Source organism: Pseudoxanthomonas kaohsiungensis (assembly GCF_010211765.1).
In the GTDB taxonomy this organism is placed as follows: Bacteria; Pseudomonadota; Gammaproteobacteria; order Xanthomonadales; family Xanthomonadaceae; genus Pseudoxanthomonas; species Pseudoxanthomonas kaohsiungensis.
Map to the genome: position 1 here is coordinate 26,751 of NZ_PDWO01000010.1, position 20,325 is coordinate 47,075.

The 20,325-nt window shown below is 70.2% G+C and carries 14 protein-coding genes; 12 read left to right on the forward strand and 2 right to left on the reverse strand.

From position 1 onward, the window contains the following. Positions 1-37: 37 nt before the first annotated feature. The 3 genes from CSC66_RS11420 to CSC66_RS11430 all read left to right on the forward strand — a co-directional run bounded on the left by CSC66_RS11420 (position 38) and on the right by CSC66_RS11430 (position 1,996). Positions 38-730, forward strand: coding sequence for a helix-turn-helix transcriptional regulator (locus CSC66_RS11420; protein WP_162377521.1), 693 nt, complete (start codon positions 38-40; stop codon positions 728-730). 202 nt (positions 731-932) lie between these two features. Next, positions 933-1,577 carry a glutathione S-transferase family protein gene (locus CSC66_RS11425; protein ID WP_162377522.1) on the forward strand — a complete coding sequence of 215 codons (645 nt, stop codon included), beginning with the start codon at positions 933-935 and terminating at the stop codon, positions 1,575-1,577. A 14-nt stretch (positions 1,578-1,591) separates the two neighbouring features. Continuing rightward, entirely contained in the window at positions 1,592-1,996 is a 405-nt protein-coding gene (locus CSC66_RS11430) for a GFA family protein (protein ID WP_162377523.1), read from the forward strand. 482 nt (positions 1,997-2,478) lie between these two features. On the opposite strand, the gene mutS is transcribed toward CSC66_RS11430, so the two are convergent. After that, positions 2,479-5,040, reverse strand: coding sequence for a DNA mismatch repair protein MutS (gene mutS, locus CSC66_RS11435; protein WP_162377524.1), 2,562 nt, complete (start codon positions 5,038-5,040; stop codon positions 2,479-2,481). Between the two features lie 406 nt (positions 5,041-5,446). After that, complete coding sequence (locus CSC66_RS11440) at positions 5,447-6,406, reverse strand: TerC family protein (protein ID WP_162377525.1); 960 nt, start codon at positions 6,404-6,406, stop codon at positions 5,447-5,449. A 362-nt stretch (positions 6,407-6,768) separates the two neighbouring features. On the opposite strand from CSC66_RS11440, the gene CSC66_RS11445 reads away from it, so the two are divergent. The 9 genes from CSC66_RS11445 to alaS all read left to right on the forward strand — a co-directional run bounded on the left by CSC66_RS11445 (position 6,769) and on the right by alaS (position 20,222). Further along, positions 6,769-7,980: a dipeptidase gene (locus tag CSC66_RS11445; protein ID WP_162377526.1), complete on the forward strand. Its 1,212-nt coding sequence runs from the start codon at positions 6,769-6,771 to the stop codon at positions 7,978-7,980. A 78-nt stretch (positions 7,981-8,058) separates the two neighbouring features. Further along, positions 8,059-9,108, forward strand: coding sequence for a cation diffusion facilitator family transporter (locus CSC66_RS11450; RefSeq protein ID WP_162377527.1), 1,050 nt, complete (start codon positions 8,059-8,061; stop codon positions 9,106-9,108). Positions 9,109-9,311: 203 nt separating this feature from the next. Next, the gene (locus CSC66_RS11455) at positions 9,312-11,858 is read left to right on the forward strand and encodes a TonB-dependent receptor (protein ID WP_162377528.1); all 2,547 of its coding nucleotides are present in this window, start codon (positions 9,312-9,314) and stop codon (positions 11,856-11,858) included. A gap of 777 nt (positions 11,859-12,635) precedes the next feature. Next, positions 12,636-13,133 carry a CinA family protein gene (locus CSC66_RS11460; RefSeq protein WP_162377529.1) on the forward strand — a complete coding sequence of 166 codons (498 nt, stop codon included), beginning with the start codon at positions 12,636-12,638 and terminating at the stop codon, positions 13,131-13,133. A gap of 34 nt (positions 13,134-13,167) precedes the next feature. Next, positions 13,168-14,850 (forward strand): 2-polyprenylphenol 6-hydroxylase, encoded by a 1,683-nt coding sequence (gene ubiB / locus CSC66_RS11465; RefSeq protein WP_162377530.1) that lies wholly within the window; start codon positions 13,168-13,170, stop codon positions 14,848-14,850. A 49-nt stretch (positions 14,851-14,899) separates the two neighbouring features. Beyond that, positions 14,900-15,553 carry a transcriptional repressor LexA gene (lexA, locus tag CSC66_RS11470; RefSeq protein WP_162377531.1) on the forward strand — a complete coding sequence of 218 codons (654 nt, stop codon included), beginning with the start codon at positions 14,900-14,902 and terminating at the stop codon, positions 15,551-15,553. A 184-nt stretch (positions 15,554-15,737) separates the two neighbouring features. Continuing rightward, positions 15,738-16,766 (forward strand): recombinase RecA, encoded by a 1,029-nt coding sequence (recA, locus tag CSC66_RS11475; RefSeq protein ID WP_162377532.1) that lies wholly within the window; start codon positions 15,738-15,740, stop codon positions 16,764-16,766. A gap of 127 nt (positions 16,767-16,893) precedes the next feature. Continuing rightward, on the forward strand, positions 16,894-17,436 hold the full coding sequence (recX, locus tag CSC66_RS11480) for a recombination regulator RecX (RefSeq protein ID WP_162377533.1): 543 nt from the start codon (positions 16,894-16,896) through the stop codon (positions 17,434-17,436). A 137-nt stretch (positions 17,437-17,573) separates the two neighbouring features. Beyond that, positions 17,574-20,222 (forward strand): alanine--tRNA ligase, encoded by a 2,649-nt coding sequence (gene alaS, locus CSC66_RS11485; RefSeq protein ID WP_162377534.1) that lies wholly within the window; start codon positions 17,574-17,576, stop codon positions 20,220-20,222. Positions 20,223-20,325: the final 103 nt, after the last annotated feature.

Genomic DNA, 20,325 nt, shown 5'->3' on the forward strand with positions numbered 1-20,325 from the left:
ATGCTGCGTCGCGGCATGCGCGCGGAGCCTGCCGACCATGACCACCCGCGCCACCCGCCTTCTCCATCTGCTGGACGACCTCCGCCGCCGGAGGCGGCCAGTCCGCGGCGCCCAGCTTGCAGACCAGCTCGGGATCAGCCTGCGTACGCTCTATCGCGACATCGATGCGCTGCGAGCGCAGGGCGCCGTCATCGCCGGCGACCCGGGCGTGGGCTACCAGCTGCGCGCCGGTTTCATGCTGCCGCCGATGATGTTCTCGCCCGACGAGTTGGAGGCGCTGGTGCTGGGCGCGCGCTGGGTGGCCTCGCATGCCGATCCCGAACTGGCCGAGGCGGCCGGTCGTGCGCTGGACCGTGTCGTCGGCGTGCTGCCGGAGGGGCTGCGCCTGCAGGTGGAGACCAGCGGCCTGTTCGCGCCGGACTGGAGCCCGGTGCCGCCGGAGCCATGGCTGCCGGCGCTGCGCCGCGCGATCCGCGAGGGCAACGCGGTGCGCCTGTGGTATCGCGATGCCCAGGGCCGGGCAAGCGAGCGCCTGGTCTGGCCGTTCGCGATGGCCTTCCTCGCCGACATGCGCTTGCTGGCCGCGTGGTGCGAATCGCGCGCGGACTTCCGCCATTTCCGCGCCGACCGCGTGCTGGGGCTGGAGGACACCGGTCGGCGCTATCCGGAGCAGCGCCAGCGGCTGATCCGGCGCTGGGAGCGGCAGCGCCTGCGCCGGCCTGGCGACTGACCGCGGCCGCTGGCGCCGGGTCGCCGCCGGAGCCCGCATCCGCGCGCCGGTCGCAGCCACCGATCGCGCGTTCCAGTCATCGCGCTCCGGCGCGCGGTGCCCGCGTGCGCACTGCGCGCCGGCCACCGGGACTCCACTGCTGACACCTGCTGTCAGCAGGCGCGGCGCACACTGCCGGCTCCCTTCCAGTGACGGAGCGACCATGAGCAAGACGCTGACCTTCTACACCCATCCGATGTCCCGCGCCCGCATCGCCCGCTGGATGCTGGAGGAGACCGGCCTGCCGTACGAGGAGGTGGTGCTCGACTTCGGCACCACCATGAAGGCGCCCGACTACCTGGCGATCAACCCGATGGGCAAGGTCCCGGCGATCCGCCACGGCGACACCGTGGTCACCGAGAACGCTGCCGTGTGCGCCTACCTGGCCGAACTGGTGCCTGAGAAGGGCCTGGCGCCGCCGGCAGGTTCACCCGAACGCGGTGACTACTACCGCTGGCTGTTCTTCCTGGCCGGGCCCGTCGAAGCGATGTTCACCGCCAAGCACGCCGGTGCGTTCGCCGCGCCGATGAACGCCGGCTACGGCAGCGAGGCCGACGTGCTGCGCGTGCTCGAACAGGCCGTGGCCGGCCGCGAACACCTGGTCGGCGACCGCTTCACCACCGCCGACCTGTACATGGCCGCGTTCCTCGGTTACTACATGATGATCGGCGTGCTGGAGAAGAAGCCGGCATTCGTGGAATTCGCCAGCCGGCATGGACGGCGACCGGCGGCCATCGCCGCCAACGCGCGCGACGACGCGCTGGCGCCGGCGCATCCGCATCCGGCCATGGCCGGCGCCGGGAACTGACGGGAGTCGACGACATGGAAAAGACCTACCACGGCAGCTGCCACTGCGGAGCGATCCGCTACCGGGCCACGCTCGACCTGGCCGCCGGCACCGGCAAGTGCAACTGCACCTACTGCAGCAAGATCCGCAACTGGAGCGCGCGGGCGACCGACTTCGAACTGCTCGATGGCGAAGCGCTGCTCGGCGACTACGGCAAGGACTGGGGCGAGGGCAACATCCACCATCGCTTCTGCAGCCGCTGCGGGGTCAACCTCTACGGCCACGGCTACATCGCCGAAGCCGGCGGCGGGTTCGTCTCGGTGCTGGTCAACACGCTCGACGATGCCAGCATCGACGAACTGGTGTCGGGCCCGGTCCGCCATGCCGATGGCCGCCACGACAACTGGATGAATCCGCCAGCGGACACGCGCGCGATGTGATCGCGCGGTGGCACGGGGATGAAAGGCGTCGGTCAGCTGCGAGCCGCGATGGCGGTAGGGCGCGCGGAAAGCGTCGGCTCTGGTGGAAGGCGCGATGGCGGCAGGGCGTATGGAAAGCGTCGGCTCCGGTGGGAGCCGCGGCGGGCCGGGTGGGTCGTGGCCGCTCGGGCGCACATCCATGTGCGCACTCGCTACCGCGGACATCCATGTCCGCTGCCACGACCCACCCGACCCGCCACGTCTCCGCGCGGCTCGAGGGTCGTCGCTTCTTCGGGATGAGAGCCGTCGGCTCTGGCAAGCGCCACGACGGCGGTAGCCCGTGCTGTCGTAGAGCGGGGCTTGCCCCGCTGCTTTGACGCGACGTCGCTCCACGGAAGTGCGCAGCCGGGCAAACCGGCTCTATCCGAGGAAGCAGCCGGGCAAGCCCGGCTCTACGGGGCAGGGCATTTGCGGTCGCTACGCCACGCCGTGCTCCGGCATCGTTACAGCAGCGACTTCAGCCGGTACAGCGCTTCCAATGCCTGCTTCGGCGTCAGCTCGTCGGGGTCCAGCGCGGCCAGCGCTTCCTGCGCCGCCGAAGGCGCAGCGGCGAACAGGCCGAACTGCTGCGGCGCGTCCAGCGCCTGCGGCGCCATTTCCGAGGCATGGCTTTCGCGGCCACGCTGCTCCAGCTCGGCCAGCCGGCGCCGCGCCTGCTGCAGCGTGGCCTTCGGCAGGCCGGCCAGCGCCGCCACCTGCAGGCCGAAGCTGCGGTCGGCCGCGCCGTCCTTCACTGCGTGCATGAACACGAGCGCATCGCCATGTTCGACGGCATCGAGGTGCACGTTGGCGATGCCGCTGTCCGGCGTCGCCAGCGCGGTGAGTTCGAAGTAGTGGGTCGCGAACAGGGTCCAGCAGCGGTTGACCGCGGCCAGGTGGCGCGCCACCGCATCGGCCAGGGCCAGGCCGTCGTAGGTCGAGGTGCCGCGGCCGATCTCGTCCATCAGCACCAGCGACTGGCTCGTCGCGTGATGCAGGATGTAGCTGGTCTCGGCCATCTCGACCATGAAGGTCGACTGGCCGCGGGCGAGGTCGTCGCCCGCGCCGATCCGGGTCAGGATCCGGTCGATCGGGCCGATCTGCGCGCGCGACGCGGGCACGAAGCTGCCGATGTGGGCGAGCAGCACGATCAGCGCGTTCTGGCGCATGTACGTGCTCTTGCCGCCCATGTTCGGGCCGGTGATCACCAGCATCCGCCGCGGCGGCAGTTCGGGGTTGTCCACGCTTTCGGCGTGCAGGATGAGATCGTTCGGCTCGAACGGCTCGTCGCGTACCGCCTCGACCACCGGATGGCGGCCGCGCTCGATCCGCAGGCAGGGCGCCTCGACCAGTTCCGGGCGCGACCAGTCCAGCGCCTGCGCGCGCTCGGCGAAGCCGGCCAGCACGTCCAGCTCGCTGAGTGCGGCGGCGCAGCGCTTGAGCGGCTCGAGCACGCCGTTGAGCGAATCGAGCAGCGCCTCGTACAGGAACTTCTCGCGCGACAGCGAACGGTCGCGCGCCGAGAGTACCTTGTCCTCGAACGCCTTCAGTTCCTCGGTGATGTAGCGCTCGGCGCCGGTCAGGGTCTGGCGACGGGTGTAGTGCACCGGCGCCTTGTCGGCCTGGCCTTTGCTGATCTCGATGTAGTAACCGTGGACGCGGTTGTAGCCGACCTTGAGGGTCGCGATCCCGCTGCTCTCGCGTTCGCGCGCCTCCAGGTCGACCAGGAACTGGTCGGCGTGGGTGGACAGCCGGCGCAGTTCGTCGAGCTCGGCGTCATGGCCTTCGGCGATGACGCCGCCGTCGACCAGTTTCAACGGCGGCTGCGGCGCGATCGCCGAAGCCAGCAGGTGCGCGGTCTCGTCGTGGCGGCCCATCTCGTCGGCCAGCGCCTGCAGCCGCGGCGAATCCAGCGGCGCCAGCGCCTCGCGCAGCGCCGGCAGCATCGCCAGGCCGTCGCGCAGGGTGGACAGGTCGCGCGGCCGCGCCGATCGCAGGGCGACGCGGGTGAGGATGCGTTCGATGTCGCCGAGGCCGCGGAAGCTTTCGCGCAGGTCGCGGTCGGCGCCACGTTCGACGAGCGTCGCCACCGCATGGTGGCGCCCGTCCAGGACCGCGCGATCGCGCAGCGGCCGGTGCAGCCAGCGCCGCAGCAGGCGCCCGCCCATTGGCGTGATCGTCGAATCGAGCACGCCGAGCAGGGTGTGGCGGGTGTCGCCGTCGACCCGGCTGTCCAGTTCCAGGTGGCGGCGGGTGGCGGCATTCATCGCGATCGCGTCGCCCGCGGTCTCCACCGAGATCGAGGTCAGGTGCGGCAGCTGCTGCTTCTGGGTCTCCTCGACATAGCCGAGCAAAGCGCCGGCGGCGGCCACGGCCAGCGACTTGTCCTCGATGCCGAAGCCGGTGAGGTCGTGCAGGCCGAAGAAGCGCAGCAGCTGGCGCCGGCCGCTGTCGGGGTCGAACAGCCAGGGCGGACGGCGGCGCAGCGCGCCGGCGCTCATCGGCGGCAGGCCTTCCTCGTCGGGGACCAGCAGCTCGGCCGGCTCCAGCCGCGCCAGTTCGGCCAGCAACTGGTCCTCGCCGTCGACCTGGTTGACCAGGAAGCGGCCGCCGGCCAGGTCGGCCCAGGCCAGGCCGTAGCCGCTCTTTCCTCGCGATACCGCCATCAGCAGGGTGTCGCGGCGTTCGTCCAGCAGCGCCTCGTCGGTGACCGTGCCGGGCGTGACGATCCGCACCACCTTGCGTTCGACCAGGCCCTTGGCCAGCGCCGGGTCGCCGATCTGTTCGCAGATGGCCACCGATTCGCCCAGCGCGACCAGGCGCGCCAGGTAGCCCTCGTAGGCATGCACCGGCACGCCGGCCATCGGGATCGGCGCACCGCCCGAACTGCCGCGCTGGGTCAGGGTGATGTCGAGCAGGCGCGCGGCCTTGCGCGCGTCGTCGTAGAACAGCTCGTAGAAATCGCCCATGCGGAAGAACAGCAGCAGGTCCGGATACTCGGACTTGGCCGCGAAGAACTGCTTCATCAGAGGCGTGTGTTCGGGCGCGCCCGGCGGTTTCCGCGCCCCTTGTTCCTTTTCAACGACTTGCGGCTGTCTTGGGTCTTGCATTACGGGCTCGAAGTGGGCGTGAGCGATCTGGAGGCGATCTCGACGGTCGGAAGATCGACCCTCGCTGGCCGGCGCAGGTCGCGCGTGGCGAGGTCGAACGCCAAGGGTGGAAGTATCGCCGACGCTGGCCGGCTGCGTGCATGCGCAGCGCACGCCGGCCAGGCCACCGGAGCGGCGGCATGGCCGGTCGACCCGATCCCTGCGGCAAGCGGCGCCCGCCAGACGCCGCCCTTGCCCGGCGCTGCCCGGCACGCATCGACCGCCTGCCGGCACGAGGGCGTGGACCCACGCGCCGGCAGGGCAGGCGCTGCCCGTCCGGGCGTCACCCGTCCGCGGCGCGCCGGGCCGGGCGGGCCAGGCTCAAGGCGATGGTCGTCCCCAGGATCAGCGCCACCACGCCGAGCGACCAGAGCACGGGAATCTTGTAGACGTCCACCACCAGCATCTTGGCGCCGATGAAGCCCAGCACGACCGCCAGCCCGTACGGCAGCAGGTGGAAGCGATCGGCCATGCCGGCCAGCAGGAAGAACATCGCGCGCAGGCCCAGCACCGCGAACACGTTCGACGTCAGCACGATGAACGGGTCGTAGGTGATCGCGAAGATCGCCGGGATGCTGTCCACCGCGAAGATCACGTCGGTGATGCCGATCATCACCAGCACGATGAACAAGGGAGTGAACTTGCGCCGGCGGCCGCTGCCCAGCCACAGCGCGCCGCCGTGGTAGCGGCGCACGAACGGCACGTGCGCGGTCAGCCAGCGCAGCACCGGGTTGTTCTCCAGGCTCGGTTCCTTGCCGGCGGCGAACCACATCTTCACCCCGGTCAGCAGCAGGAACGCGCCGAACACGTAGAGCATCCAGTGGAACTTCGCCAGCAGCGCCGCGCCGGCGAAGATCAGGATCGCGCGCAGCACGATCGCCAGCAGGATGCCGATCACGAGCACGCGCTGGCGCTGCTCCTCCGGCACCGCGAAATAGGTGAACAGCATCAGGAACACGAAGATGTTGTCGACCGCCAGCGACTTCTCGACCAGGTAGCCGGTCAGGAACTCCAGGCCGACGCGGTTGGCCTGGGCCAGCCCGGCGGTCTCGTGGACGTACCACCACAGTCCGCCATTGAAGGCCAGCGCCAGCGCCACCCAGCCCAGGCTCCACCACATCGCCTCCTTGAACGTCACCTTGTGTGCGCCGCCGTGGCGCATCAGCACCAGGTCGACCATCAGGGCGACCACCACCAGGCCGCCGAAGCTGGCCCACAACCAGGGATTGCCAATCGTTTCCATCGAGATTCCCGCGCATGAAGTGGAGGACGGCCGCGGGCGCGGACATCTCGGGAACCGTGGGAACGGGGATCCGGGGACATGCCTTCGCCGTCGCGGCGAAGGTCTCGCTCACAGCCCGTCGGGCTGCCGTGGGACCGGAGCACGCAGGCTCGAAATGACGGTCGACACGTCGGGAGCTACTCCCCTTCGGCAACGATTGTTCATCGCCGGCGCGGTCCGGTCAACCGGGGCGATGCCGGTGGTTCACGGGCCTGGCCGCGCTGCCGGCAGCTCGGGCTGCCGCGCAGCCCGTGACCGGCGGCCTCGATCGGCAGGCCGGATAGGCGATAGCATCGGGACCCCGCATATCCGCAGGAAGTCCCATGCCCCATCGCCTCTCCGTCTGCCTGGCCGTGCTGTTGGCCACGGGAAACCTGTTCGCCGCCGAAGCTCGCACCGATCCGCGCCAGCTCGCCCGCGAGGCCCTGATCGTCGACACCCACATCGATGCGCCGGGTGAACTGATGGATGGCTGGCGGGACCTGGGCGCGCTCACCCCGGACCGCGAGTTCGACTACCCGCGGGCGCGCGAAGGCGGGCTGGACGTGGCCTTCATGTCGATCTACACCTCGCCCGGGCAGGACCGGGCCGGCACCGCCCGCGAGATCGCGCACAAGCAGATCGACGCGGTGGAGGCGATGGTCGGCCGCCATCCGGACAGGTTCGCGCTGCTGGCCTCGCCCGGCGACGTCGGCCGCCTGCGGGAGGGTGGCCGGGTGCTGCTGGCGCTGGGCATGGAGAACGGCGCGCCGGTGGGCGACGACCTGGCCGAACTGGAGCGCTTCCACGCGCGCGGGGTGCGCTACATCACCCTGGCCCACAGCGAGAGCAACCGGATCAGCGATTCGTCCTACGGCCGGCAGCGCCAGTGGCAGGGGCTGAGCCCGTTCGGCCGGCAGGTGGTCGCGGAGATGAACCGGCTCGGGATCATGGTCGACGTCTCGCACCTCTCCGACGACGCGGTGCGCCAGGCGGTCGCGCTCAGCCGGGTGCCGGTGATCGCCAGCCATTCCGGCTTTCGCCACTTCACCCCCGGGTTCGAGCGCAACCTGAGCGACGAACTGGCCAAGGCCATCGCCGCCCGCGGCGGCGTGGTCCAGGTCACCTTCGGCAGCGCGTTCGTCAATCCGCAGATGGCCGCCGACACCCAGGCCTATTTCGTCGCAGCCGCCGCGCTGGAGCAGCGCAATGCCGCCGCGCGCGCGGCCGGCAGGCCGGAAGAAGACAAGGCCGCGTTCGAGGACGAATGGGAACGCACCCATCCCCCGCGCCCGACGGCGATCGACGCGGTGGCCGACCAGATCGACTACGGGGTCAAGCTGCTGGGCATCGACCACGTCGGCCTGGGCTCGGACTTCGACGGCGTCTCGGGCAACCTGCCCGAAGGCCTGCGCAACGTCGCCGACTACCCCAACCTCGTCGCCGCGCTGCAGGCGCGCGGCTACTCGGACGAGGACCTGGGCAAGATCCTGGGTGGCAACCTGCTGCGGGTCTGGTCCGCGGTGGAAGCGGGCAGTGCGCGTCCGCGGGATTGATCGCCGGCATGGCGGCCGCCGGTCGCATGCCCCGGCGGTGTAATAGTCTCCGGCGGGGCGGGCCGCAATAGTGTCGGCATGACGCACGAGCACGACGCCCACCCCGCAACGCCGCCCGCGCGAGCCGGCCACCACAGCGGCCATGCCCATGGCAACGGCCATGGTGGCCACACCCATCCCGCCGAGTGCGGACCCACGCACTCACATGGCCACGGCCACGACCACGGCCACGGCGGGCACAGCCACGTGCCCACGGAGATCCGCTTCGAGCGACCGCTGTGGTGGGCGCTGGGGCTGACGGCCACGGTCCTGCTGGTGGAGATCGCCGGCGCCTGGCTGACCAACAGTCTGGCCCTGCTTTCCGACGCGGCGCACATGGCCACCGACACCCTGGCGCTGGCCATCGCCCTGGTCGCGGTGCGCCTCGCGCGGCGCCCGCCGGACGCGCGGCGTACCTACGGCTATGCGCGTTTCGAAGCACTGGGCGCGCTGGCCAACGGCATGCTGCTGTTCGCCCTGGCCGGCTACATCCTCTGGGAGGCGTGGCAGCGCTTCCGGGTGCCGTTGCCGGTGGCGAGCCTGGGCATGCTGGTGGTGGCGGTGGTCGGCCTGGCCTGCAACCTGGTGGCGATGCGCCTGCTGCATGCCGGCAGCGGCCAGAGCCTGAACCTCAAGGGCGCCTACCTGGAAGTGTGGAGCGACATGCTCGGCTCGTTGGCCGTGGTCATCGCCGCGCTGGTGATCCGCTTCACCGGCTGGCTGTGGGTGGACCCGCTGCTGGCCGTGCTGATCGGCCTGTGGGTGCTGCCGCGGACCTGGGTACTGGTGCGCGAGGCGCTCAACGTGCTGATGGAAGGGGTGCCGCATGGCGTGGACCTGGCCCGCCTGCGCGCCGATCTCGGCGCGCACCCGCAGGTGGCCGGCATCCACGACCTGCACGTCTGGGCGCTGGCCTCGCGCACCCCGGCCATGACCGCGCACGTGGTGGTCGCGGACGGGAGCGACCCGGCCGTCGTGAGGCAGGAACTGGCGGGCCTGCTGGCCCGGCATGGGGTCGCGCACGTGACCCTGCAGATGGAACGGCCCGGGGAAGCCGCTTGCGCCGGGGTGCGCTGCGGCCACCCCTGAGCGTCGCAGGCTCCATCCCGAAAAGGGCATCGCCGTATCGTCGCAGCGCAAAATGCGGTATTTGTAAAGCGGGTTTAACGTCCGTGACGTGGATACCGGTCCGAATGGACGCCGGGCCGCCGCCTGGGAAGGGCGCCTGCAGCATCGACATCGACATCGACATCGACGACACATCGCCATCACACCACCCTGGGGAGGGAACCATGGCCTGCGCAACCCTGAAACACACCGGACTTTCGATCGCGGTGCTCGCCGCGCTGGCGGTCGTTCCCGCCGCGCACGCACAACAGGCGGCAGCCACGCCGACGGCGGAGGACGAGGAACCGGTCACGCTCTCGGCGCTCACCGTCACCGCGCAGAAGCGCGAGCAGGCGCTGCAGGAAGTGCCGATCACGGTCAACGTGCTCAGCGAGCAGCTGCTGCAGGACACCGGCGTGCGCGACATCAAGGACATGCAGGTGCTGGTGCCGGGCCTGACCGTGACCAGCACGCAGAGCGCTGCGCAGACCGTGGCCCGCATCCGCGGCATCGGCACGGTCGGCGACAACGCCGGCCTGGAGTCGTCGGTGGGCATCGTCATCGACGGCGTCTACCGGGCGCGCAACAGCGTCGGCTTCACCGACCTGGGCGAGCTGGAGCGGATCGAAGTGCTCAAGGGTCCGCAGGGCACGGTGTTCGGCAAGAACACCTCCGCCGGCGTGATCAGCGTGGTCACCCGCCGCCCGAGCTACACCCAGAGCGCCGAGGGCGAGCTCACCGTCGGCAACTACGGCGCGGTGGGCGTCTCCGGCGCGTACAACGACGCGCTCGGCGAGAACAGCGCGTTCCGCATCTATGCGGCCCAGCGCACCCGCGACGGCGTCGATGACGTGCGCGTCGCCAACGGCCCGCGCCGGGAGACGGACGACGGCGACCAGAACATGCATACGCTGCGCGGCCAGCTGCTTTGGGAGCCGGCCGATACCGTGGAGGTGAACTTCGCCGCCGACTACACCAGCCGCGAGGAGAACTGCTGCGTCACCGTGACCACCGTGCGCGGCCCCACCGCGGCGATCCTCAATGCCCTGACCCCGGGCGGCGAAGCGGTGATCCCGGTGGCCGATCCCGACCGCCGCCTGGCCTACAGCAACCGCAGCACCGAACAGGACATCAAGGACAAGGGCTTCCAGGCGGAAGTGAACTGGACCACGCCGTGGGCCAACGACGCGGTGCTGACGTCGATCACCGGCTGGCGCGAGTGGCAGGCGATCAACGGCCTGGACTTCGACTACAGCGCCGCCGACGTGCTGTACCGCGCGCCGGACGAGGACGAGTCGCTGACCAAGTTCGAGACCTTCAGCCAGGAATTCCGCCTGACCGGTTCGAGCGAGACGATCGACTGGATGGTCGGCCTGTTCTACTCGAACGAGGACCTGGACCGCAACGAGACCTACCGCTACGGCGCCGCCTACGAGCCGTACCTGTCGACCGCGCTGCTGGGCCAGATCAACCCGGCGCTGGCCGCGCGCCCCGATGCGCCGCTGTTCCTGTCGCAGGCCACCGGCCGGCCGTTCGGCACGCTGTTCCCGGGCCTGGCCACGCTCGACACCTACAAGCAGAACGCCGAAAGCACCGCGATCTTCACCAACAACACCTGGCACGCCACCGACGCGTTCGACGTCACCGTCGGCCTGCGCTACACCAGCGAGAAGAAGACGCTGGAGTCGGACTACACCAACCCCAACGGCAGCCAGGCCTGCGCCTCGTATTTCCTGCCCAACGGCCAGGTCAACCCGGCCGCGCTGCAGCGCATCGGCGCGGCCCTGGTCTCGCGCGGCGTGCCGGCCGCGGCGGTGCCCACGATCGCCCCGCAGGTGATCGGCTTCACCTGCCTGCCGTGGGCGAACGTGGCCCACAACGGCCGCTCCACCGAGCAGGAACGCGACGAGAAGGAATGGTCCGGCACGCTCAAGCTGTCCTACAACTGGACCGACGACGTGATGACCTACGCCTCGTACGCGCGCGGCTACAAGGCCGGCGGCTTCAACCTCGACCGCGTACAGTCGTCCAACGGCCTTTCCAGCGGCACCCAGGGCATCATCCCGGTGGACGACACCTCGTTCCCGGGCGAGTTCGTCGACAGCTACGAGCTGGGCACCAAGACCACCTGGGCCGACGGCAACCTGCTGCTGAACGCGGCGCTGTTCTACCAGGAATACACCGACTTCCAGCTCAACAGCTTCCTGGGCACCAGCTTCGTGGTGCGCTCGATCCCGGAGGTCACCTCGCAGGGCGTGGACGCCGAGCTGCTGTGGAATACCCGCGTCGACGGCCTCTCGCTGCAGGCCGGCCTGGTTTACGCCGACACCAAGTACGGCGACGACCCGCTGCCGGACGCCGGCCTGGTGCTGCTGCCGGGCAGCCAGATGAGCTTCGCGCCGGAGTGGTCGGGCAACGTCAACATGACCTACGAGTGGGACATCGGCGCCAGCCTGGTGGGCCGGTTCAACATCGGCGCCAAGTACATGTCCGAGTACAACACCGGCTCGGACCTGGATCCGGAGAAGCTGCAGGACGCCTACACCCTGCTCAACGCGCGCGTGGTGCTGGGCGACCAGGGCGGGCGCTGGACGGTCGAGCTGTGGGGCCAGAACCTCACCGACGAGACCTACAAGCAGGTCGGCATCGACGCGCCGATCCAGACCGGTTCGTGGAACGCCTTCCTCGGCTCGCCGCGGCTGTACGGCGTGACCCTGCGCGTGCGCTACTGAGCGCAGGCGGGGAAGGCAAGAAGGGGCCGCCATTGGCGGCCCCTTTTCTTTGTGGGTGCTTGTCCTGCTTGCCGACCCGGTGCGTTGCAAGGTGGCCCGCAGCAGTGCCAGGCCGGATCAGAAGTGCACAGTGTTTCGCGGGAGCATCGGAGATTGAACCGGTTCTCTTCGGGAGTATCCAAGAGCGTCGGCTCCGGACGGGGCCGCCGTCCTGCCGCCATGGGGGTCGTCGCTCGCGCCGGCGTCCCTGCCTCAGCTCGCGACCGCGGCACATCCCTGTGCCGCTCGACCCCCATGGCGACAGAACGGCGTCCTTTCGGCGCGTCACGGGCGTGGCTTCGATCATTGCAACGCTTCGAGCGATCAGGTTTGGCGCGAAGAATGAGGTAAACGGCAAGGGGCAAAAGCGGCACGCCCTGTCCTTGTCCGAAGACCCGCCATCAATCGAAGCCACGACCCCGAAGATCCCCGAGGACGCCGTGTCCTGGGGAGAGGGCCCAAGTGGCACATGGATGTGCCACGACCCGAGTAAAGACAGGATGTCGTCCCGAGGGATGGGCCCTCTCCCCAGGGCACGGCGGCCCCTTCCGAAGCCGACGCTTCGACCCATCAGGTCCGAAGCCGGCGCTTCAACCCGCCAGCTCCGACTGCGGCGCTTCAGCCAGCCGACTCAAGGCCGACGCTTCGCCGCGCCATCGCCGACCGCCGCCGCACCGGCAGACACGCGGCGGCGTTTGGGCTAAAAGGTGGGGCATTCCCCCTGCGGTACCCCGGACAATGCCGATCCCTTCCGATGCGCAGCTGCGCGAACAGGCCGATGCCCTCGGCGAGCGCCTGCGCGCCACCCGCGACCACCTGGTCACCGCCGAAAGCTGCACCGGCGGCTGGATCGCCAAGAGCCTGACCGACATCGCCGGATCCTCGGACTGGTTCGACTGCGGCATGGTCGTCTACAGCTACGAAGCCAAGCAGGGCCTGCTCGGCGTGCGACCGCAGACCCTGGAAGAGCACGGCGCGGTCAGCCGCGAAACCGCGATCGAGATGGTCTCCGGCGCGCTGGTCCACTCCGGCGCCAGCGTGGCGGTGGCGGTGACCGGCATCGCCGGGCCCGGTGGCGGCAGTCCCGACAAGCCGGTGGGCACGGTGTGGATCGCCTGGAAGCGCCGCGGCGGGTACGCGCGCGCGCAGGTGTTCCATTTCGACGGCGACCGCGAGGCGGTGCGGCGGCAGACCGTGGGCCAGGCGCTGGCCGGGATCGCGGAGCTGCTGCCGTGAACGCGGGCCGCGTCCGCACGGCGAGGGCCCGCTGATGTGGGAGACCCTGGGCACCGTCCGCGACCTCGGCCGCCTGCAGCAGATCGCCTCGGTCCTGGTCGGTTACGGCTTCGGCGACATGGTCCGACGCATCGGCCTGGCCGGCGCGCTCGAACGCGCCGGCCGCCTGCTGCACTGGCAGGACCCGCAGGCGATGGCGCACATGGCCCCGCCCGAGCGCGTGCGTCGCGCGCTGGAAGACCTCGGCCCGACCTTCGTCAAGCTCGGCCAGGTGCTGGCCACGCGCGTGGACCTGTTCGGCCCGGAGTGGATCGCCGAACTCGGGAAGCTGCAGAACGCGGTGCCGCCGCTGCCCTTCGAGCGCGTGCGGCCGCAACCGGTCGAGGACCTGGGCGCCGAACCGGAGGCGGTATTCGCGCAGCTGGATGAAGCGCCGATCGCCGCCGCCTCGCTGGCCCAGACCCATCGCGCCTGGCTGGCCGACGGCACCGCGGTGGTGCTGAAGATCCGCCGCCCCGGCATCCGCGATACCGTCGAGGCCGACCTGAGGCTGCTGGCGCGGCTGGCCGAGATCGTCGAGGCGCAGGCGCCGGACCTGCACCGCTACCGTCCGCGCGAGGTGGTCCAGCAGTTCGCCCAGTCGCTGCGCCGCGAGCTGGACTTCGCCGCCGAATGCCGCAACGCCGAGCGCATCGCCGCCAACTTCGCCGGCCACGACGAGATCGTGGTGCCGCGCGTGCACTGGCAATGGACCTGCGAGCGGCTCAACGTGCAGGACTTCGTCGCCGGCATCCCCGGCCCGGACCTGGCCGCGGTCGATGCCTCGGGCATGGACCGGAAACGCCTGGCCCAGGTCGGGGCCGGCATCGTGCTGAAGATGGTGCTGGAGGACGGCTTCTTCCACGCCGACCCGCATCCGGGCAACATCTTCTACCTGCCGGGCGAGCGCATCGGCGTGATCGACTTCGGCATGGTCGGGCGGGTCTCGGAGCAGCGCCGCATCCAGATCGTGCAGCTGCTGCACGGGCTGGTGGAGCGCGAAGCCGAAGCGGTCACCGACGTGCTCATGGAATGGGGCGAGGGCGCCTGGGAAGCGGATGAGACGCGCCTGCAGGCCGACATCGGCGCCTTCGTCGACCAGTACCGCGGCGTGCCGCTGAAAGACCTGCGCATGGGCGCGATGCTGCTGGACGTGACCACGATCCTGCGCGACCACGGCCTGAGCCTTCCGCCCGACTTGGCGTTGATGATCAAGGCGTTCCTGACCCTGGAAGGCTTCGGTCGCCAGCTCGACCCGGACTTCGACATGGCCGGCGCCGCTCGCCCGTACGTGGAAAAGGTGCTGCTGGCCCGCTACTCGCCGCGCGCACTGCTGCGGCGCGGGCGGCGCGGTGCTATCGACGCGCTGGAGCTGGCCGGCGATTTGCCGCGCGAGCTGCGCCGCCTGCTGCGCGCCGCGCGCCGCGGGCGGTTGAACATGCAGATCGAGGTCACCTCGCTGAAGGCCTTCGGCGAGCAGGTCGACCGCGCCGCCAACCGCCTGACCATGGGCGTGGTCACCGCCGCCCTGGTAATCGGCTCGTCGATCGTGATGAACAGCGCAGGGGGCGGGGTTCCCAGCCGCTGGCTGCTGGCGCTGGGCGTGGCCGGCTTCGTCGGCGCCGCGCTGACCGGGTTATGGATCCTGCTGTCGATCTGGCGGAGCGGGCGGCGGTAGGAGCTGGGGCAGTTGCACGCGGCGGGTGTTAGTAGTATTACTACTAACCATGGACCTGACCGACACCCAGCAAGCCATCCTCGCCCTGATCGCCGAGCGGATCGAAGCGGAGGGCATGCCGCCCTCGCAGGCCGAGATCGCCCGTGCCTTCGGCTTCAAGGGCGTGCGCGCGGCGCAGTACCACCTGGAGGCGCTGGAGGCGGCCGGGGCGATCGAGCGCCTGCCGGGACGTGCCCGTGGCATCCGGGTCAAGGTCGCACCGCAACTGCCGCAGGGCGAGCTGGCCCTGCCGCCGGCCATGAACGACGACGCGCTGCGCCTGCCGGTGCTTGGCCGGGTCGCCGCCGGCGCGCCGATCGGCGCCGACGTGCCGGCCGACATGGCCGAGAGTTTCCTGGTGTTGGACCGGGTGCTGTTCTCGCCCTCGCCCGATTACCTGCTCAAGGTGCAGGGCGACTCGATGCGCGACGAGGGAATCTTCGACGGCGACCTGATCGGCGTGCACCGTACCCGCGACGCGCGCTCGGGCCAGATCGTGGTGGCGCGGGTGGACGACGAGATCACGGTCAAGCTGCTCAAGGTCGGCAAGGACCGCATCCGGCTGCTGCCGCGCAACCCCGACTACGCGCCGATCGAGGTGCTGCCCGACCAGGATTTCGCCATCGAGGGCCTGTATTGCGGCCTGGTCCGGCCCAACCGCTGATGGCCGCGCCGGCTGCCCGCAATCCGGCCGGCGGCGCGGCGTTTTCCCACAGCCGGGCGCGTCGCCGGGCGATGGGAAGGCCGCATCGGCTCGCCTAGTTTTGTGTTCCCCGGCCACCGTCGCAGCCTGTGCGACCACGGCCCGCCAGACTTCACGCCACACCACTGACACCGAGGATTCCACGATGGACGAGAACAAGAAGCGCGCACTCGCTGCGGCCCTGAGCCAGATCGACAAGCAGTTCGGCAAGGGCTCGGTGATGCGCATGGGCGACAAGGTCATCGAGCCGACCGAGGTCATTCCGACCGGTTCGCTGATGCTGGACATCGCCCTGGGCATCGGCGGCCTGCCCAAGGGGCGCGTGGTCGAGATCTACGGTCCGGAGTCCTCGGGCAAGACCACCCTGACCCTGCAGGCGATCGCCGAATGCCAGAAGCAGGGCGGCACGGCGGCCTTCATCGACGCCGAGCACGCGCTCGACCCGATCTACGCGGCCAAGCTGGGCGTCAATGTCGACGACCTGCTGGTTTCGCAGCCGGATACCGGCGAGCAGGCGCTGGAAATCGCCGACATGCTGGTCCGGTCCGGCTCGGTGGACATCGTGGTGGTCGACTCGGTCGCCGCGCTGACCCCCAAGGCCGAGATCGAAGGCGAGATGGGCGACCAGCTGCCGGGCCTGCAGGCCCGCCTGATGAGCCAGGCCCTGCGCAAGCTGACCGGCAACATCAAGCGCTCCAACACCCTCGTGGTCTTCATCAACCAGCTGCGCATGAAGATCGGAGTGATGATGCCCGGCCAGAGCCCGGAGACCACCACCGGCGGCAACGCGCTGAAGTTCTACGCCTCGGTGCGCCTGGACATCCGCCGCATCGGCGCGATCAAGAAGGGCGACGAGATCATCGGCAACCAGACCAAGATCAAGGTGGTCAAGAACAAGCTGGCGCCCCCCTTCAAGCAGATCGTCACCGAGATCCTGTACGGCGAAGGCATCAGCCGCGAGGGCGAGCTGATCGACATGGGCGTGGAAGCCAAGCTGGTCGACAAGTCCGGTGCCTGGTACGGCTACGGCGGCGAGCGCATCGGCCAGGGCAAGGACAATTCGCGCCAGTACCTGCGCGAGAACCCGGCGGTGGCGGCCAAGCTCGAGGCCGAGCTGCGCGAGAAGTTCCAGCCGGGCGAGGCCCCGCGCAGCGAAGACGGCGGCGAGGACTGAGCACCCACGCGGGTGCAACGGGTAACCGTTCCCCGCCGGAGTGCTGTCAGTGGCGCGATGGCGGGGAGCGGTCTTTGAAAGCCAGGAGGGCAGGCGCCATGGATGGCGCATATTTCCCGGGCGAACAATGAGTCAGGAGTTCCGCGATCCGAAGGGCGGCCCATCGGGCGACGGCGATGGCGCGCAGATTGATGGGCCCGCTCCGGCTGGCCGCAAGCGTCGCCCGGAACCCACCCCGGCGCAGCGCGCGATGGGCTTGCTGGTCCGGCGCGAGCATTCGCGCAAGGAACTGGCCCGCAAGCTGGCAGCCAAGGGCGTGGACTCCGGTGAGGCGACGGCCACCGTCGACCGGCTCGCGGGCGAGGGCTGGCAGGACGACGCGCGTTTCGCCGAGTTCCTGGTGCGCAGCCGTGCCGCCAACAGCTACGGTCCGCTGTTCATCCGGGCCGAACTGGGCACCCACGGGCTGGGAAGCGACGCGATAGCGACTGCCCTCGCAACCTTCGAGGGCGATTGGATGGAAGTGGCCCGGGATCTCGTGCGGCGCCGCTTCGGTCCGGCCGACTCCCTGGACCTGGCCCGGCGACGCAAGGCCGCTGACCTGCTGGCCCGGCGCGGATTCGACGGCGACAGCATCCGCCGGGCGACCCGCTGGGACCCCGACGACTGAGTGCACGGACCCGGGACGCCCGGCCCCGGGCCAGCCGTCCCGGCCCCCGGCTCTGCTACCCTTTGCGGGTCCCATTCCCGTCCAGCCGGGCCGCTAGCGCGCCTTCCCGGCCCGGACCCGTCCGCCAGCGAAGCCCGATGACCTCCACACCGTTCAGCACCGCCCGTATCCGCAGCGATTTCCTCGAGTTCTTCCAGGGCAAGGGCCACACCATCGTGCCCTCGGCCCCGCTGGTGCCGGGCAACGATCCGACCCTGCTGTTCACCAACTCGGGCATGGTCCAGTTCAAGGACGTGTTCCTGGGCGCGGAGAAGCGCAGCTATGTGCGCGCGGCCGACGTCCAGCGCTGCCTGCGCGCCGGCGGCAAGCACAACGACCTCGACTCGGTCGGCTATACCGCGCGCCACCACACCTTCTTCGAGATGCTGGGCAACTGGTCCTTCGGTGACTACTTCAAGAAGGACGCCATCGCCTGGGCGTGGGAGCTGCTGACCGGCGTGTGGAAGCTGCCGGCCGAGCGCCTGCTGGTCACCGTCTACCACACCGACGACGAGGCCTACGCGCTGTGGCGCGACATGGTCGGCGTTCCGGAAGAGCGCATCGTCCGCATCGGCGACAACAAGGGTGCGCCGTTCGCCTCCGACAACTTCTGGCAGATGGCCGACACCGGCCCCTGCGGGCCGTGCACCGAGATCTTCTACGATCACGGCGCCCACATCGCCGGCGGCCCCCCGGGCTCGCCCGACGAGGACGGCGACCGCTACATCGAGATCTGGAACCTGGTGTTCATGCAGTTCGACCGCCAGCCCGACGGCACCCTGGTGCCGCTGCCGGCCCCGTGCGTGGACACCGGCATGGGGCTGGAGCGCCTCGCGGCGATCCTGCAGCACGTGCACAGCAACTACGAGATCGACATCTTCCAGGCGCTGATCGGCAAGGCCGCCGAGCTGACCGGCACCGCCGACCTGGAAAACAAGTCGCTGCGCGTGATCGCCGACCACATCCGCGCCAGCGCCTTCCTGATCGTCGACGGCGTGCTGCCGTCCAACGAAGGCCGTGGCTACGTGTTGCGCCGGATCATCCGCCGCGCGCTGCGCCACGGCTGGATGCTGGGCGTGCGCCAGCCTTTCTTCCACCAGTTGGTCGGAACCCTGTCGGACCTGATGGGCGAGGCTTATCCTGAACTGCCGGCCGCCCGCGAGCTGGTCGAGCGCGCGCTCAAGGCCGAAGAGGAGCGCTTCGCCGAGACGCTGGACTCGGGCATGCGCATCTTCAACGACGTCGCCACCCGCGCCACCGGCGGAATGATCCCGGGCGTGGATGTGTTCCGCCTGTACGACACGTACGGCTTCCCGGTGGACCTGACCGCTGACATGGCCCGCGAGCGTGGCATGTCGGTGGACATGGACGGCTTCGAGGCGGCGATGGAGCAGCAGCGCGAGACCGCGCGCGCGGCCGGCAAGTTCGGCGGCGGCACCACGTTGCCGGCCGAGCTGGTCGCCCAACTGCAGCCAACGGCCTTCCTCGGCTATGACCGCCTGGAGTCCGATGGCCTGCAGGTCGTGGCGATCCTGCGCGATGGCCGGCCGGCCGGCGCACTGGAGGCCGGCGAGGAGGGCATCGTGTTCCTCGACCGTACTCCGTTCTACGCCGAGTCCGGTGGCCAGGTGGGCGACACCGGCGTGCTGGCCGAGGCGGAGACCCGCTTCGCCGTGGCCGATACACAGAAGTTCGCCGGCCAGTTCCATGGCCATGTCGGCCGGCTGGAGCAGGGCCGCATCGCGGTGGGCGACACGCTGGCGGCGACGGCCGATGGCCAGCGCCGCGCGGCGACCGTGCTCAATCATTCGGCGACCCACCTGCTGCACGCTGCACTGCGCGAGGTGCTCGGCACGCATGTGCAGCAGAAGGGCTCGCTGGTCGCGCCGGACCGCCTGCGTTTCGACTTCTCCCACTTCCAGCCGATGACGGCGGCCGAGCTGGCCGAGGTCGAGCGCCGCGTGAACGCGCAGGTGCGCGCCAACCACGCGGCCGAAGTGCACCACATGGCGATGCAGGAAGCGCTGGACTTCGGCGCGATGGCCCTGTTCGGCGAAAAGTACGGCGAACACGTGCGCGTGCTGCGCATGGGCGACACCTCCACCGAACTGTGCGGCGGTACCCATGTGGGCCGTACCGGCGACATCGGCGTGTTCAAGATCACCGGCGAAGGCGGCGTGTCGGCCGGCGTGCGCCGGATCGAGGCGGTGACCGGGCAGGGTGCGCTGGATTACATCGCCGCCGAAGAGCGCAGCCTGGACGAGGCCGCCGCCGCGCTGGGCGGAAACCGCGGCGACGTGGCCGACAAGGCCCGCGCCCTGGCCGACCGCATCCGCCGGCTCGAGCGCGAGATCGAGTCGTTCAAGGCCAAGGCCGCCAGCAGCGCGGCCGCCGACCTGGCCGCGGCCGCCGTCGACGTGGCCGGCATCAAGGTGCTTGCCGCCCGCCTGGAGGGCATCGATGCCAAGGGCCTGCGCGAGGCGGTGGACCGGCTCAAGCAGCAGCTGGGCGATACCGTGGTCCTGCTGGCCGGTGCCCAGGACGGCAAGGCCGCCCTGGTCGCAGGCGTGAACGGCAGCGCAACGGGTCGGGTCAAGGCGGGCGAACTTCTGGCCCACGTGGCCGGTCGTATTGGAGGCAAGGGCGGCGGTCGCCCGGACCTCGCCCAGGGTGGTGGCGAGGACGGGCCCGCCCTTGCCCTTGCCCTCGACGAGGTCCCGGCATGGGTCGGCCAGCGCCTGCAGTGACTGGCCGGGTCGCGCGCCCGGACCCGGCCCTGCGGACCCGGCCCTTGCCGGCCTACAGCTGGGAGAAGTACGATCCGAAGCCATTTGACCCTTCCATACGCTG